This window comes from Bifidobacterium subtile, assembly GCF_000741775.1.
Classification (GTDB): domain Bacteria; phylum Actinomycetota; class Actinomycetes; order Actinomycetales; family Bifidobacteriaceae; genus Bifidobacterium; species Bifidobacterium subtile.
Genome location: NZ_JGZR01000002.1, coordinates 63,224 through 77,497, shown reverse-complemented (window position 1 = coordinate 77,497; position 14,274 = coordinate 63,224). Strand labels below are relative to the sequence as shown.

15 protein-coding genes are annotated in these 14,274 nt (G+C 63.7%); 8 read left to right on the top strand and 7 right to left on the bottom strand.

Annotated features, from left to right (window positions below):
- Positions 1-5 precede the first annotated feature (5 nt).
- From BISU_RS01385 to BISU_RS01370, 4 genes are all read right to left on the bottom strand, one after another.
- A complete protein-coding gene (locus tag BISU_RS01385) occupies positions 6-395 on the bottom strand; it encodes a cold-shock protein (RefSeq protein ID WP_024463739.1) in 390 nt (129 codons plus the stop codon).
- Between the two features lie 234 nt (positions 396-629).
- Positions 630-2,471, bottom strand: a complete 1,842-nt coding sequence (locus tag BISU_RS01380; RefSeq protein ID WP_024463738.1) for a sensor histidine kinase — start codon at positions 2,469-2,471, stop codon at positions 630-632.
- Entirely contained in the window at positions 2,471-3,214 is a 744-nt protein-coding gene (locus tag BISU_RS01375) for a response regulator transcription factor (RefSeq protein WP_024463737.1), read from the bottom strand. Before BISU_RS01375 ends, BISU_RS01380 begins: the two co-directional genes overlap by 1 nt.
- A 163-nt stretch (positions 3,215-3,377) precedes the next feature.
- On the bottom strand, positions 3,378-4,268 hold the full coding sequence (locus BISU_RS01370; protein ID WP_226839152.1) for a TPM domain-containing protein: 891 nt from the start codon (positions 4,266-4,268) through the stop codon (positions 3,378-3,380).
- Between the two features lie 101 nt (positions 4,269-4,369).
- On the opposite strand from BISU_RS01370, the gene BISU_RS01365 reads away from it, so the two are divergent.
- Positions 4,370-4,660, top strand: a complete 291-nt coding sequence (locus tag BISU_RS01365) for a WXG100 family type VII secretion target (protein WP_024463735.1) — start codon at positions 4,370-4,372, stop codon at positions 4,658-4,660.
- A gap of 110 nt (positions 4,661-4,770) precedes the next feature.
- Here the strand turns inward: BISU_RS01365 and groL are convergent, their stop codons facing one another.
- The 3 genes from groL to BISU_RS01350 form a co-directional block, all read right to left on the bottom strand.
- Positions 4,771-6,396, bottom strand: a complete 1,626-nt coding sequence (gene groL, locus BISU_RS01360; RefSeq protein WP_024463734.1) for a chaperonin GroEL — start codon at positions 6,394-6,396, stop codon at positions 4,771-4,773.
- 329 nt (positions 6,397-6,725) lie between these two features.
- The gene (locus BISU_RS01355) at positions 6,726-6,929 is read right to left on the bottom strand and encodes a cold-shock protein (protein WP_024463733.1); all 204 of its coding nucleotides are present in this window, start codon (positions 6,927-6,929) and stop codon (positions 6,726-6,728) included.
- Positions 6,930-7,154: 225 nt separating this feature from the next.
- On the bottom strand, positions 7,155-7,787 hold the full coding sequence (locus BISU_RS01350) for a LytR C-terminal domain-containing protein (RefSeq protein WP_024463732.1): 633 nt from the start codon (positions 7,785-7,787) through the stop codon (positions 7,155-7,157).
- 168 nt (positions 7,788-7,955) lie between these two features.
- On the opposite strand from BISU_RS01350, the gene BISU_RS01345 reads away from it, so the two are divergent.
- The 7 genes from BISU_RS01345 (at position 7,956) to BISU_RS01315 (ending at position 14,188) form a co-directional block, all read left to right on the top strand.
- Entirely contained in the window at positions 7,956-8,678 is a 723-nt protein-coding gene (locus BISU_RS01345; RefSeq protein ID WP_024463731.1) for a uracil-DNA glycosylase, read from the top strand.
- A gap of 85 nt (positions 8,679-8,763) precedes the next feature.
- The gene (locus tag BISU_RS01340; RefSeq protein WP_024463730.1) at positions 8,764-9,831 is read left to right on the top strand and encodes an AAA family ATPase; all 1,068 of its coding nucleotides are present in this window, start codon (positions 8,764-8,766) and stop codon (positions 9,829-9,831) included.
- Positions 9,828-10,946, top strand: coding sequence for a DUF58 domain-containing protein (locus BISU_RS01335; RefSeq protein WP_081672720.1), 1,119 nt, complete (start codon positions 9,828-9,830; stop codon positions 10,944-10,946). The genes BISU_RS01340 and BISU_RS01335 overlap by 4 nt, the downstream gene beginning before the upstream one ends.
- Complete coding sequence (locus tag BISU_RS01330) at positions 10,946-11,473, top strand: hypothetical protein (protein WP_024463728.1); 528 nt, start codon at positions 10,946-10,948, stop codon at positions 11,471-11,473. Before BISU_RS01335 ends, BISU_RS01330 begins: the two co-directional genes overlap by 1 nt.
- On the top strand, positions 11,473-12,540 hold the full coding sequence (locus BISU_RS01325) for a vWA domain-containing protein (protein WP_024463727.1): 1,068 nt from the start codon (positions 11,473-11,475) through the stop codon (positions 12,538-12,540). Before BISU_RS01330 ends, BISU_RS01325 begins: the two co-directional genes overlap by 1 nt.
- Complete coding sequence (locus BISU_RS01320) at positions 12,537-13,562, top strand: vWA domain-containing protein (protein WP_024463726.1); 1,026 nt, start codon at positions 12,537-12,539, stop codon at positions 13,560-13,562. Before BISU_RS01325 ends, BISU_RS01320 begins: the two co-directional genes overlap by 4 nt.
- Positions 13,559-14,188, top strand: coding sequence for a DUF6466 family protein (locus tag BISU_RS01315; protein WP_024463725.1), 630 nt, complete (start codon positions 13,559-13,561; stop codon positions 14,186-14,188). Before BISU_RS01320 ends, BISU_RS01315 begins: the two co-directional genes overlap by 4 nt.
- Positions 14,189-14,274 lie beyond the last annotated feature (86 nt).

Sequence of the window (14,274 nt, the reverse complement as noted above, 5' to 3'; positions counted from 1 at the left end):
CGTTCTCAGTCCTGCACATCGAAGTTATCAGCCACGGCGCGCAGCAGCGTGGCGAGTTTTCTGCTCTCCGCCGCCGAAGGATAGCGGCGGCGGCGCAGGCCGTTGCCTGCCGAATCGAGCAGCTTGATCAGATCCTCGACGATGGCCGCCATATCATCCGGCTTGGGCCGGGTCGCTTTGACCAGCGATGGCGCAGCCGCCGCAAGCGTGACGTCCATGGCCTGCGGGCCTTTGCGCCCATCGGCGACTGAGAATTCGACCTTGGCGCCTTTGCGCAGCGTCGTCACGCCTGCAGGCAGCGCCGCCGACGGCAGAAACACGTCTTTGCCGTCGTCGCCTGTGATGAACCCGTACCCCTTGTTCGCGTCAAACCAACGTACCCGTCCGCTGGGCATAGCAACACCTCACTCGTTCCATCGCTCCTTGCGGGATCTTCTGTGCATCCCGCGAATCAACACACCAGTTTAGCGCAACCCCGGCCAGAGCGCGGATCCCTGCGTTGCAGGCGCACCGTCACGCTCGCGAAGGTAACGGCTACTGGGCTGGTTCATGCGTTTCAACGCAGGAAATACACGAGTCCGCCCAGTATCGGCAGCATATGGGCAACAGCGCGGGGGATGGATACGCGCCTATCGCTGCTTGGGCTGCTTAGGATCTTTGGACTCCCTGCTCCTTTTCGGACGTTTCTCCTGCTTGGCTTTTGGTCTTGACCTGCCCTTGGCCTTCGCGCCTTCGGCCTCCTGGCCGCCCGCCTGCTCGGGTTTGACATGGCTGGTGCCGGTAGGCAGCACGACGGTAAGCGTCAGGCCGCCGCCTTCGGACGTGGAGGCGCAGATGAATCCGCGATGCGCCTTGACGACGGACTGCGCGATCGACATGCCCAGTCCCGTGCCGCCCTTCTGCCGCGCCCGGGAGGGATCCGCGGTGTAGAAGCGTTCGAAGATCTGGGATTGCGAGGATTCGGGAACCCCCGGCCCGTGGTCGATGAAACGCACCACGGCGTAATCCATGCCGTTGCGCAAAGACTGCCCCACTTCCGCGGCTTCGATGAAGCGTCGCAGGGATGCCGCGTCAGACGCCATTGCGGAGAGCCGCCCCAGCTCGATGGAGGCCGGCAGCACGCCCAAGGCTATTTCGACCGGCGAATCGGCCGGAGTGTAGCGGTGGATGTTGCCCACGATATTAGTGATCACCTGACGCAGCCGCGAGCCGTCGCCTTTCAGCGCCACCTGCGGCATATCGCCCTGTTCGAATCGCAGATAGGTCCCGCTCGTCCCGCCATCCAGCCGCACGATGCCACGGGTGATGCCCCGATCCGGATCCAGCGCATGCAGATCGTCGGCGGCGTCGGCGAGCAGGCCGGTCAGCTGCACATGCTGGGTGACGTCGATGCCGCGCCCTTCGTCGAGCCGCGCCAGCGAGAGCAGATCCTCCACGAGCAGCGTCATGCGCGCGCTTGAGGCTTCGATATGGGCTATGGATTCGTCGGCGCGTTCCAGTGCGCCCGGCGTGTCGCGCTGCATCGCGTAGAGCTCGGAGTAGCCGTGTATCGTCGCCAGCGGCGTGCGCAGCTCATGGCTGGCGTCGGAGACGAAGCGCTTCATCTTCTCCGTGGTCTCCTCCTGCTCGTGGAAGCTGCGTTCGATACGCGCCAGCATCGTATTGAGCGAGGCGGCGAGCGAGCCCACCTCCGTGTTCTCCGGAGCCGAGGGAACGCGTTGGCTCAAATCGCCGGCGGCGATTTTCGCAGCGGTTTTCTCGATGCGTTTCAATGGCGTCAGCGTCTGCTGGATCAGCAGGGAGGCGATCGCTCCGCCGAGCAGCACGATGACGATGCTCACCATCGTGCAGTAGCGCGTCAGCCTGTTTACTGTGTCGATCTGGTCGCTTAGGGACAGTCCGATGTATACGACCCCGCCCACATTGGTTGTGCTGTCGTCGACTTTGGCGACCCATCGCAACGCCAGCACGCGCCAAGGGGCTTGCGCCGCGACCATGGTGGCGCGCGAGGCGCTCGGACCGTTCATCTTCACGCTCGCCGGCGTGGTGAAGGGCTTGTTGAGCTCCACGCCGCCCATCGAGCCGTCAGCCGGCAGCGTGGGCATCGAAACGACGCCATCCTTGAGCGTGGGCACCAGAACGTCGCCGACCACGGCGTTATGCGTATTGCGTATCTGCAGGAAATAGTCGGTCGGCCCGGCCGCAGCCTGGTTCGTGTCTTTGCTGCGCAGCAGATCGACGTTGTTGTACACCAGCTCCGCCTGCTGGCTTAGCTGCGTATCGGTTTTGTCCAGCAGGTACTTGCTCACCAGCTGCCGGATCGACAACGAGATGCCGACGGTGCCGACCAGCAGGAGCACCAGCATGCAGGCGAGCAGCTTGGTGCTCAGCGGTATGGCGTCGAGACGTCGACGCGTTGCCGAACGAAGCCAATCAAGCGAATCGAGCGACGCGCCGCCCTCCGTCGTCATCAGGCGGCCTGGTTCGTCTTCGGCTCGCGGATCATGTAGCCGATGCCGCGCTTGGTCTCGATGAGCGGCACCACCTTGCGCTTGCCGCCCTGTCCGTCGTAGACCTCAAGCCCGTCGACCTTCTTGCGCAGATAGGAGATGTAGGACTCCACGATGGCTGCGTCGCCGCCCCAGTCGTACTGCCAGACATGGTCGAGAATCTGCGCTTTGGACAGCACCCGCCCCTCGTTGTCCATCAGATAGCGCAGCAGCTTGTATTCGGTCGGACTCAGATCGATGCTCTGACCGGCGCGCGACACGTCGTGCGAATCCTCGTTGATTTCAAGATCGGCGACCCGAATGATCGGGTCGTCTTCGATTTCATCCCGGGTGCGGCGCAATATGGCGCGGATTCGAGCCACGACTTCCTCAAGGCTGAAGGGCTTGGTGACGTAGTCGTCGCCGCCCACGGTCAGCCCCATGACCTTGTCCTGCGTGTCGTCACGAGCCGTGAGGAACAGCACCGGGGCGGTGATGCCCTCCTGCCTGATGCGACGGGTCACGGTGAATCCGTCGATATCGGGCAGCATGACATCCAGAACGATCAGATCGGGCAGCGTCTTTTCGATGACCTCGATGGCAGCCGATCCGGAGGCGGCCGTCTCGACTTCGAATCCCGAGAAATGCAGAGAGGCGACGAGCAGCTCCCTGATGGAGGGCTCGTCGTCTACGACAACAATCGATGCTTCTATGGAATTGCTCATAAACTTCAGCTTTGCTCCTACTGCTGATGATTTCCTGAATGTACCCTGAATCTTGCAGAACAACATTGCAGTCGCAGCAGGGCAGAAAACAGTGTGCTACGTTCGCTCAGCGCGGAACATCGGACGTCGGTGTGTTGTTCGATCCTTCACGGTCCTGCGGCCATCACCGACGATGCCGTCCGCTTCGACGCCCCCGGGTCGGCGCCGGCGCAGCAGAGTCCTCAGCTGCTTCGTCTGCTGCTTCCGTGCCATCGGTCCGCATCGAGCCGGCGGCGGCCGCATCGTCGGCAATGGCGCCGGCGGCGCGTCGCCGGCGCAGCAGCTTCACTATGGCGACCGCGGCCAGCAACGCCACGGGAATCGCAATCATCAGGCCCACGCCGATGCGCGAGGTTCCGCTCGATGTCGAAGTCTGGCTGAGCGTGTCGAGCCGATTCATCATCGCGATGGCGGAGCCGGACCAGTCGGGCGTATCCTTAGAAGTCAACGGATCCAAGGCGGCCTTCGAAAGCTCGTCGGCGGTTTTCTTGCTGCTGAGCCATTCATCGGACTTTGGCGAGACCACGACCACGAGATTGCCATCTCCCGATGCGATGGCGAGCATAACCGTGTTCGGCGCGGGCTTGGTCGATTCGAGCACATCCGAAGCCCATCGCTCCGGATTCGAGACATCGCCGAAGGTGTCCACATACAGCAGCCTGACGTCGACGCCCGACTCCTTCTTCGTCTTCTTGATGGCATCGGTGACGGCTCCCACATTGTCCCCGAGCAGATTCTGCGTATCGGTGATGTTGTCGGTGACGGTCATCTGGCCCGGCGTATTCCGGCTCTCATCGGCGAACGCAACGTTGACGGGCATCGCGCATAGGAGCAGCACGAGGCAGACCAACAGCGCAACGGCGCCGTAGCCGCCGGCATATTCGCATCGGTGCAGTGCCTTGCGCCGCCACGCAGTGCGGTTATTGTCTTCGCACGGCCGCGACACGCCGAAGCAGGCCGAAATCGGCAAGCCTTCGACCACATGACCCGTTTTTGCGCACCTGTTCCTCGTCATTCGCATAGCTTCTAGAGTAGCGGCCGGGTTCCACCGCCCGATCGCCAAGCAGTATCAGCAACCCAGCACAATAGCAGTGCGCCAACAGCAAAGGAGCCATCATGGCACAGTATCAAGTCGACTCGGAAGAGATCCAATCCTCAAGCGCGGCAGTGTCCGCATCCGTTGCATCGATCAGGGAGGCGGTGGCCGGCATGTATGCCAATCTCGCCGCCTTGCAAGGCGTGTGGAAAGGCGCGGCGTCCACGCAGTTCTCTGCTGTGGCCGAGCAGTGGAGGGCTTCGCAACAGCAGATGGAAGCTTCGCTGGAATCCATCCAGAATGCGCTGACGCAGGCTTCGAGCGTCTACGCCGACGCCGAAACGCAGGCTTCCCATCTCTTCGCCTACTGATATGACCCTGCGCATATGACGAGGTCCCGACCCTTTCGGATCGGGACCTCGTGCGCACCGTTTATTTCACCGGTTCGAACTCATGACTGAGTCACACGCCTCGGCTGAACTCAGTAGCCCATGTCGGCGCCTGGAGCGGGAGCGGCGGCCGGCGGTTCGGGCTTGTTGGCCACGACGGCCTCGGTGGTCAGGAACAGGCCCGCGATCGACGCCGCATTCTGCAGCGCGGAACGGGTCACCTTCACCGGGTCTGCGACGCCTGCGGCGAGCAGGTTCTCATACTCGTTCGTCGCGGCGTTGAAGCCTTCGCCCTCGGGCAGCTCGCGCACCTTGTTGAGCACCACGTCGCCGGAGACGCCGGAGTTCTCGGCGATCTGCTTGATCGGCGCCTCGACGGCGCGGAAGACGATGGCGGCGCCCGTGGACTCCTCGCCGGTCAGCGAGGTGATGTCAGCGGACTTCTCGGCCTTCACGGCAGCCTGCACCAGGGCCACGCCGCCTCCCGGCAGCAGACCCTCTTCGATGGCCGCCTTGGCGTTGCGCACGGCATCCTCGATGCGGTGCTTGCGCTCCTTGGCCTCGACCTCGGTGGCCGCGCCGACCTTGATGACCGCCACGCCGCCGGCCAGCTTGGCCAGACGCTCCTGCAGCTTCTCGCGATCGTAGTCGGAATCGGTGTTCTCGATCTCGCCACGAATCTGGGAGACGCGCGCAGCGACCTCGTCCTTGGAACCGCCGCCGGAGACGATGGTGGTCTCGTCCTTGGAGACGATGACCTTCTTGGCGGTGCCGAGCACGGACAGATCGATGGACTCGAGCTTGAGGCCCAGCTCATCGGAGACGACCTGCGCCCCGGTCAGGATGGCCATATCCTGCAGCATCGCCTTGCGGCGATCGCCGAAGCCGGGGGCCTTGACCGCGCAGGAGTTGAAGGTGCCGCGGATCTTGTTGAGGATCAGGGTCGGCAGCGCCTCGCCGTCGACGTCCTCGGCAATGATCAGCAGCGGCTTGCCGCTCTTCATGACGAGTTCGGCGATGTGCACGACATCCTGCTGGCTCGAAAGCTTGCCCGAGGTGAGCAGAATGTAGGGATCGTCAAGAACAGCGGTCTGCTCTTCGGCATTGGTCACGAAGTAGGGAGCGATGTAGCCCTTGTCGAAGCGCATGCCCTCGGTGAACTCGAGGTCCAGGCCGAAACGGTTGTTGTCTTCGACGGTGACCACGCCATCTTCGCCGACCTTGTCGAGCGCCTCGGCGATCTGCTCGCCGACCTCCGGATCAGAGGCGGAGATCGTTGCGGTGGCGGCGATCTGCTCCTTGGTCTCGACTTCCTTCGCGGAAGCGATCAGCTCCTTGACGATGGTGTCGGACGCCTTTTCGATGCCCCGGCGCAGCGCGATCGGGTTCGAGCCGGCGACCACGTTCTTCAGGCCCTCATGCACGAGGGACTGCGCGAGCACGGTCGCAGTCGTCGTGCCGTCGCCAGCCACGTCGTCGGTCTTCTTGGCGACTTCCTTGACCAGTTCGGCGCCGATGCGCTCGTACGGATCCTCAAGCTCGATCTCCTTGGCGATCGAGACGCCATCATTCGTGATGGTCGGCGCGCCGTAGCTCTTGTCGAGCACCACATTGCGGCCCTTGGGTCCAAGAGTCACCTTGACGGTATCGGCGAGCTTATCGAGGCCCGCGAGCATACCCTGGCGAGCTTCCTCGTCATATGCAATAATCTTTGCCATTATTCCTCCACATATGGCTACATGGGACATTTCCACACCGAACCCAGAAGCAACGACCAGCCGTCAGCTGCCGATTATCACTCTCAGGCTCCGAGTGCTAATTGGGAGATTAGCACTCGGCCCCGTCGAGTGCCAACACGAGTCTGCCGATTGCGCTGTTGGCAAGAAAATCGCAGGCGTCGCCGCCCGTACCCGCGCCATACAACGCAAAGGACCCCGACCGTATCGGTCAGGGTCCTCACAGACATTGGCATCGATTCCGCTCTCGCCTAAGCACTGTTAGCTTACAGCACCGCCGGACAGCACGGATTTCGCGTCCAATCGTCGAATCAGAGCTTCACCACGCTCGTGGCCTGCAGGCCCTTGGGACCCTGCTCGGATTCGAATTCAACCTTGTCTCCATCATCGAGCTTCTTGAAGCCGTTGCTCTGGATCGCGGAATAGTGCACGAACACGTCCTCGCTCCCGTCGTCGGGGCTGATGAAGCCGTATCCCTTGCCTGCATTGAAGAACTTAACAGTGCCTTGTGCCATAATTATCATCTCTCGTTCGAGTAGCCGCGAATACATACAGAAAGTCCGGTTGATTCCGGGCCTCCCACCTCGCAGCTGAAAATCATTGTAACGTTTGGCCACGTCAGAAACGCCGAGCGGCTCGCCGAAGCATCAGGGCAAGGCGTCAAAGGACCAAGCCGCGCAAACCGCATAAGCGGGCCGTCATGCGACATCGGACCGTGCGGCGGCCTGCGCCGTCCGCGCCTAGTTCAGCAGCACCACGACAATCGGCGTGCCGATCTGCTGCGACTGCTCGACGTTGGCGATGCCCAGGGCGTTGGCCACGTCCTGCGCCGTCGTCTGATCGGTCTCGTTCTGGTACCACACCACCGAAGCGGCCGGAATCTGGCCGGTGGAATTCGCGGCGGTCACGCTGGTGTAGCCGTTCTGCGTCAGCACGGCGGCCTTCTGCGCGGCATATCCTGTGACTCCAGTGGCATTGAGCACCTGCACGGCCGCGGCCTTGTTGACGGTCTGCTGAGGAGCCGGCTGCGAGGTCTGAGCCGGCTGCGACGGCTGATCACTGGGGCTTTGCGACGCCGTCTGCGACTGGGAATCGGAAGGCGCGGCCGTCGCAGACGACTTGCCCGGCGTGCTCGCCGGCTGCGACGACGTGGCCGCCGACTGCCAAGGCATGTGGATCTTGGCGATTTCACCGGAATAGATCCCCCATACGAGCAGACCCGCCAGCGCGGCGATGACGACGACCACGACGAATGGCATCGCGCGGCGCGAGAAGGCCTGCTTGCCACGATGCACGCCGACCGGCCCTGCCGGGGGCGTATCGAATGCATCCTTCTCGTAGGAATCCGCCGCGTTCTCTTCCTTGCGCGCCATACCACGTCCCTTTCCTTGCAGCCGCTGCACCAGCATGCACCTATCATGCTGCGTGCGATATCACACCGAGTGTAACGCGACCCGAAGGCCGAACCGCATTCGGCGCGAATCACGGCGCCGCGCAAATGCGGCATGCACAACTCATGCGCCGCTACTACAGTGGAGTCCATGACCCATACGCATGTCAAGCCGCTGTCCGAGATCATCGACCCGGGATGGGCGTCGGCACTGGCCGACGTCGAGCCCGAGGTCCACCGCATGGGGGATTTCCTGCGCGGCGAACTCGCCCAGGGGCATCGCTATCTCCCGGCGAGCAGAAACATTCTTCACGCCTTCACCATCCCCTTCGACAGCATCAAGGTGCTCATCGTGGGCCAGGACCCCTACCCCACTCCGGGGCATCCGGTGGGCCTGAGCTTCAGCGTCGCGCCTGAGGTGCGGCCGCTGCCCAAAAGCCTGATCAATATATATAAGGAGCTTGGCGACGATCTGGGCCTGCCGATGCCGGCCAACGGAGATCTGACGCCGTGGACGCGCCAAGGCGTGATGCTGCTCAATCGATGCCTCACCGTCCAGGCGGGCCGCCCCAACAGCCACCAAGGCAAGGGGTGGGAGATCGTCACCGACCAGGCCATACGGGCGCTGAACGCCAGAACGGACGATCAGGGCAGAGCGAAGCCGCTTGTGGCGATTCTGTGGGGGCGCAATGCGCAAAGCCTGGAACCGCTGCTCACCAACGCTGTCGTCATCAAGTCGCCGCACCCCAGCCCGCTGTCCGCCTCGCGCGGATTCTTCGGCTCACACCCCTTCTCCAAGGCCAACCAGGCGCTGACATCGATGGGATCCACGGCCGTCGACTGGTCGCTGCCCGCAGCCCCCTCTCGCCCATAGCCGCTACAATACTTGAGACTGTATTGCCCAAGACAACCGTAATGCTTGACAATAATCGCAACCGAACGCCGGATAGAGTGAAATAATGCCGTTAATCCCCACCCCACCGCATATGCCCGAACAGCCCAGCCTTGCGCCGGCGAATCCCCGAGGAGGCCATCCGCTTGCCGCCGAAGACCTCAGTCGTGCGCACGTGCTGGCGGACCGCCTTCGCTCACGCTTCGCCCAGACCCTCGTCGGCCAGGAGACCCTGCGCGAATCCCTGATCGTCACGCTGGCCGCCGGCGGCCACATCCTGATCGAATCGGTGCCCGGGCTGGCCAAGACGACGGCCGCGCAGACTCTGGCCACTTCGGTGTCCGGCACCTTCAAACGCGTGCAATGCACCCCAGATCTCATGCCCTCCGATCTGGTCGGCACGCAGGTCTTCGACTTCTCCACGCAGCGCTTCAGCACACAGATCGGCCCTATTCATGCCAATTTCGTGCTGCTGGACGAGATCAACCGTTCAAACGCGAAAACCCAGTCCGCGATGCTCGAGGCGATGGCCGAAGGCGCTACGACCATCGGAGGCGAGCGCATCGCGCTGCCAAAGCCGTTCATGGTGATCGCCACGCAGAATCCGATCGAGGAGGAAGGCACCTTCAACCTTCCCGAAGCGCAGATGGACCGTTTCATGATGAAGGCCGTCATGACCTACCCCACTGCCGACGAGGAGGAGCGCATGCTGGAAATGCTCACTCGCCGCGGCTCCGATACCTTCGACCCGCTGACGCTGAACCGAGATGCGCTCTCCATCCAGGACGTGGAGTTTCTGCGCTCCTGCGCGCGTCGGGTGCATGTTTCGGACTCGTGTCTGCGCTACGCGGTCGATCTCGCCGCGACTTCGCGCGGCGCCGGCACCCACCCGCTGCGCGATCTGTCCGCGTTGGTGCGGCTGGGAGCCAGCCCCCGAGCCTCGATCGCCCTGGTGCGCATTGGCCAGGCGAACGCGCTGCTGGCAGGGCGCGACTATGTCATACCCGAAGACATCAAATCATTCGTGCACGAAGTGCTGCGCCATCGCATCGTGCTGACCTTCGAGGCGATGGCCGATGGCGTGTCGGCCGATCAGGTCGTCGATTCGGTGCTGGAAGCAGTGCCGGTCCCATGAGTTTTGGGACACGAATCGGCAGGGCGCGTGCCGGCACGGCTCAGATACGGACCGGCAGGGCGCGAATCGGCGAGGCGGAAACCAGCAGCGCTCCGCACGACGGGACAGTGAGCGGCGCGGCGCGGCATAATGGGGCGCAGTCGCCCGCGAGTGTCTCGACCCGTCGGCGCATTGAGGCGCTCGCGGGCTCGCTCACGCTGCCGACTGTGCGCAAGGCCTTGGGCGTCGTGGAAGGCGAGCATACCTCGCGCCGACGCTTCGGCAGCGACGACGTGATGGATATCCGCTCCTACACCTTCGAGGACGAGGCGCGGCTCATCGATTGGAAAACGAGCGCTCGCGCGGGCCGGCCCATGGTCGTGCAGCGCGAGCGGCTGGTCACCTCGCGCACATGGCTGCTGCTCGATGTCGGACGCGAGATGTGCGGCACCTGTCCTTCAGGGGAAATGGCCCATCAGGTCGCCGCCAATGCCCTATGCATGTTCGCCGGGCTGAGCCTGAAACGCTCGGACGATGTCTCTGTGGTATTCGGTGACGCGGCGTCGATCACCCGGGTGCCCTTCCATGGAGGGTTCGCGCAATTCGAGCGTACGCTTGATGCCGCGCTTGAACGCGAGTGGCGTCAGGCGCGCAACATCGATGCGCTGCTGAGCTATGCCCGGCGCATCAAGGACCGCGAGGCGCTGATCGTGCTGGCCACCGACGAGCATGCGCTGCGCGAACGCCATCTGCGCACGATTCGCACCATAGCCCGCACCCATCCGCTGGTGCTCATCGACGTGGCGACCCTCAATCCTTTCGACGTCGAAGCGTGCGATCAGGTCGTCGACGGCGTTTCGCGCCGCCGCGTACCAGCGTTCGTGCGCGACGCGAAGGCCGCGCAGGAGGTCAGAACGCACCGCGAGTTTCTGGCCGCCGCGCTGGAGCATGAGCTGGCGATCTGCGGCTCGAAGCTGATACGCGCCGGCTCCAGCGAGGCGATGTTCTCCCGCTTCGTCTCCATGGTCTCGTTCGCGCTGATGCGCCCCGCCGCCGGCCAGCTCGCAGCCGGCGCGCATGCTGGCATACGCGCCGGTCTGCCGGAGATGCGCACGGTGCCGGAGGTGCAGGGATAATGAGGCTCAACGCCCTGAATCATGAGGACCTGAAGCCCTTGGAGCAGCTGCCGTTGTATGGGCCGCTGCTCATCGTGCTGGCTGCAAGCCTTGCGCTCGCCATCGTCGCGATCGTGCTGGCCGTGCTGCTCTCCCGCCCCCGGCGCGTCGAAAAACAGGCCAGGACATTGGGGGCGCATAGCCCAGCCAGCGGCAAATCCGTGTGGCACGGCAGAATCAACGAGGTGCTTGCCCGCCACCAGCGCGGTGAACTCGCCCGCGACGAGTCCTTCGACGAACTGGCACGAATCGCGCGGGATTACGCTTCGACGGCCAGCGGCTCGGACATGAGCACGCAGACCCTGCTCGATCTGAACCGGGGCACGCGCACCGACATGAATCGCCGAGGGCTGGATCTCTTGCGGCAGACCATCGCCGCGCTCTACCCGCCCCAGTTCGCCGACGACGCGCTCAACGCCCAGGCGCGTGACACTTCGGTGGAGCAGGCCTGCGCATGGGTGTCCCGGCTCGTGGAGAGGTGGCGCTGATGATGCTGTCATGGCAATGGCCGCTAGCCGCGCTGATCGCACTGCCCATAGTGCTGGCCGTTATCATAATCGCCGCCGCCTTCGGCGGCTCACGCCGGCGCGACACCGCTGGCGCCGCTCAGGTCTTCGACCTTGACGACGCCCTGGGCGGCGAGCATGCCTCGCAGCTGCTGCGGCAGTGGCGCACGCTGGGACGGCTGGCCGGCGCGGCGCTGGTTGCGGCGCTGATCATATCGATTGCGCTGGTGGCTCGTCCCGCACAAGTCGACCAAGGCGAGGAACGCGCCGGCAGCAGGGATATCGTGCTCTGCCTCGACGTCTCAGGCTCGACGCTTCCCTATGATCGCGAAGTGATCGCCACATACCTGTCGCTGGTCTCCAGCTTCCAAGGCGAGCGCATCGGCCTGAGCATCTTCAATTCGACCTCCCGCACGGTGTTTCCGCTGACCGATGACTATGCCTTGGTCGCCAAGCAGCTCAAGACGGCCGGCGCGATTCTCAAAGGAGTCGAAACGCAAAGCGATATCGACCATATGAGCGATTCCGACTACCAGAAGATAGCCGATTGGCTTGAGGGCACGCAGAACCGCACCGATGAGACCTCGCTGATCGGCGACGGCGTCGTGAGCTGCGCCGCGATGCTTCCCGGCTTCGCCTATGGTTCCAAGCCGGCGCACGATGCGCGGCGCGCCCGCGCCTCGTCCATTGTGCTGGCCACCGATAACGTGGTCTCCGGCAAACCCACCTACACGCTCGGCGAGGCGCTCGATCTGACCGCAAAGGCGCAGATAGGCGTGGATGGCCTGTATGCAGGCCCCAAAGCGAGCGAGCAGGACGAATCGGCCGTACAGATGAAATCGCTGATCGAATCGCATGGCGGCACGTTCATCACGCAGCGGGACGGCTCCTCGGTGAACGATCTGGTGCGCGACATCGAACGGCGCAAGGATGCTGCGGACCACGTCAATTCACGCGCCGCGATAATCGACGCGCCCGGATGGTGGACGCTGGCGCTGGCGGTGCTGCTCGCCGCGTGGCTCGCACTCGCCTGGAGGCTGCGACGATGAATGGACTGACTCTCTCCCCCGCATTGGGATGGCCGCTCGGAGCGGCCATAGCAGTCGCGATGGCCGTGCTCGCCGTGCTGACTGCGGTCATGCATGTGAAGCATCGCTTACGCAGCGACGAGACCCTTGCCGCCTGCATTCGCCGGACGGTTTTGTGCCTGCTGGTCGCCGTCATGGCGCTGACCCCCAGCATTGCGGCGCCCACTGCCTTGCGCGCGGTGAACACGACCGATGTGGTGCTCGCCGTCGACGTCACCGGCTCGATGGCCGTCGAGGACGCCGGATACGAATCCGCAGGCGGCATATCGAGAATCGATGCGGCCAAACAGGCGGTCGACGGGATTGCGGCGGCCTACCCGAATTCAAGCTTCGCGGCGCTGCGCTTCGGGGTCAGCGGCACATTGGATGTTCCGCTGACCCCTGACACGCTGGCGATCCGCAGCTGGGCGGACACGCTGTCCGTGGAGCCGACGTCGCTCTCCACCGGCTCTCGGCTCGACGCGCCAATCGACCAGCTGCTGCTCACTGCGAAATCCATACGCGCCGAGCATCCGCAGGACGCCATCGTGCTCTATCTCATCACCGATGGCGAGCAGACCTCGACGAAGGCCCGGCGCACTTACTCCTCGCTGCGCCAGTACTTCGACGACGCCTTCACCGTGGGAGTAGGATCGACGCAAGGCGGCAAGATACCGCAGACCGGCACGACGCCGGGCGCATCCCATGAGCAGTCGCAGTGGGTGATGGATCCGAGCACCGGCCAGCCCGGCATCTCGGCAATGAACGAGAAGAACCTCAAGGATATCGCCGACGAGTTGAGCGGGCGCAGCGTCATTCTGAGCCAAGGTCAGAGCGTCGCGAGCCACGTCTCCGACAAGGTCTCCCGACGCTGGAGGGTGAGCGATGACGCGAAGCGGCGCGAACGCGTCACGCCGATCGTATGGCCGTTCGCCATCGCCGCGGCGGCGCTGCTCACATGGGAGCTGGGCGCATGGATCGTCATGTCAAGGAGGTCGCTATGACGCGGAATGCGAAAATCCGGAACAATGCGGATCGAGGCCCCGGGAATCTCCGCAAAGGCACTCGTCACAGGACGGGCGCGATCCGCAGGACCCGCGCATCGCGCCCGACGCGCGTGGCGTTGATCGCCGTAGCGGCGCTGCTCACCGCCGTGGCAACGGTATGCGGATTCAATATAGCCGCCATCCACTCCTATAATCAGGCGACGCGGTCCCTTACTTCGAATCTCAAGTCGGCAGCCTCCCCCAATGCCGATCTCGATGATCTGAAAACCCGTCAGCAGCAGACCGACGAGCAGTTCGACGAAGCCGGAGCGTTCGGCTTCCTGCTGCTGCCGCAGGTCAAAACGTCGATTCACGCCAATTCCCAAGTCTCCAAAACCCTGACCACACGCACGAGCCAGGAAATCACCAAACAGCAGACAGGGCAGGCGAGCTCCTCCGGCACCGCCGGCAAGGGCACGCTGGAGAACGGCCAGCAGAGCGATGGTCTGAGCCAAGAGCAGCGCGACAAGCTCAATGATCTGCTCAAGGCGAATCAGCAGTCGCCTTCCCCTGACGACGCGCAATCGGATTCCGGGGACGCCGCAGGCACCGACAATGGGAATTCCGCCGTCAAACCTTGGTGATCGGCGTGTCTTTTGCGCCTCATCGCCAATGCCTTCCCGACGACACGCCGAAATGTGGATAACTGCGGGCGTTCGACCACATGCCC